This is a genomic window from Bacteroides sp. B1-V-101 (genome assembly GCF_023656585.1).
Classification (GTDB): domain Bacteria; phylum Bacteroidota; class Bacteroidia; order Bacteroidales; family Bacteroidaceae; genus Bacteroides; species Bacteroides thetaiotaomicron.
On record NZ_JAMOKH010000088.1, the window covers coordinates 1 to 1588 of the forward strand.

The 1588-nt window shown below is 42.1% G+C and carries 2 protein-coding genes; both read left to right on the forward strand.

Features of this window, described 5'->3' with window-relative positions:
* Positions 1–429: transposase (locus NBH01_RS26500; protein ID WP_225011986.1), on the forward strand; the 429-nt coding region annotated here is incomplete at its 5' end.
* Between the two features lie 8 nt (positions 430–437).
* Positions 438–1322 carry an IS3 family transposase gene (locus tag NBH01_RS26505; RefSeq protein WP_008764101.1) on the forward strand — a complete coding sequence of 295 codons (885 nt, stop codon included), beginning with the start codon at positions 438–440 and terminating at the stop codon, positions 1320–1322.
* Positions 1323–1588 lie beyond the last annotated feature (266 nt).

The following is a 1588-nucleotide window of genomic DNA, read 5'->3' on the forward strand; positions in this document are numbered from 1 at the left end:
TGTAGTGTACTGAATAAGTTGACACTTCAAAAATCGAAAATAAAGATGAAATATTCGAAAAAGAAGTACAACTATTACAGTGATGATGAACGAATGTCTTATATTCGTGAGTATTTATCAAGTCCCGAGAGCAAATCTGAGTTTTGTAAGCGTCACGGCTTTTGTGCCAAGCTTCTTACTTATTGGCTTAACAAGTATCAAATAGAAGACAAAGATATGGGTAGATCCTCTAAACCAGTAAATAGCGATGCTATTGATTCTAGTATTTCTGAGCTCCAGAAAGAACTATCGCTATTGCGTGCTGAGAACCGTAAACTTCATCGGGCTCTTGCTGATGAGAGTTTACGTCACGAGGCGTGCGAAGAACTCATCAATCTTGCTGAATCCACGTATCATATCAAGGTACGAAAAAACTCCGATGCCAAGTAATCGACACCTTGTCACAGAGGTACTCATCCCGACGCAAACGTGGTTGTATAAAGTTCCTCTGTGATTACTTCGGCATAACCCGACAAGGTTATTACAAGCATGTGAACCGACATTTGGAGGTTGATATCCTTACCACAAGCATCGTGTTGTACTGCAAAGAACTGTTGGAACTCATGCCCAAAGCTGGTATGCGCGAGTTATACGCCTGCTGCGTGAGTAAGTTTGGACCAAAGATGGTTATCGGTCGTGATCGTTGTTATGACATTTTTCGCTCCAATGGTTTGTGTCAACGTACAAGTCGCAAGCGTCCTAAAACAACGAATTCGAACCATAATTACTATATCTACCCCGATCTGTTGAATGTTGCACCCAAATTTGTCGCTACAAGATTGGGCGCTATGGTAGTGGCGGATATAACCTACGTAAACACCGGTCAGGGCTGGGCTTACCTCTCGTTGCTTACCGATGCGTCAAGTCGTGCCATCGTGGGATATGCGCTTTACAAAACTCTTGAGACGGAGGGGCCCTTGAAAGCTTTGGAGATGGCAATATCATTCTATGAGAAGTATCACATAGACATGAGCACTCTTATTCATCATTCCGACCGGGGTGTCCAATATTGCTCAAATAAATATGTAGAGAGGCTTAAAGAGCATCAAATCAACATCAGTATGACGCAGTGTGGTGATCCTTTACATAATGCATTGGCTGAAAGAATGAACAACACCATTAAAAACGGTTGGCTATTCGACTGTGATGATGAGAGCTTCGAGCAAGTAAGCAAGCGCATTGAAGATGCTGTATATGTATATAATCATGTGCGGCCTCATCAAGGGATAAACATGAGGACACCTATGGAAGTGGTCAGCGAAACGGGAGGATTAACAGCATAATACCCGCTCGTCGGGACGGGTGGTCCCGCCCCTTGCCGCTAGGGCGATCCCCGACCGAAGAGTTTTTGGTTGTTGGCAACATTACATTTTCCTGAAGAAGGCTTGCGTAAATAAAGGAAGATGCATAAATTTGCAAGCACCAACAAAAGACAACTAACATAGGAATAAGAATAACAAAAGTAAACCTATTTAGATATTAAAGTATATTGAGTAAACTAATTCAGTTATAACAAACGAAGTTGTCAACTAAAACCAGTACACATCAA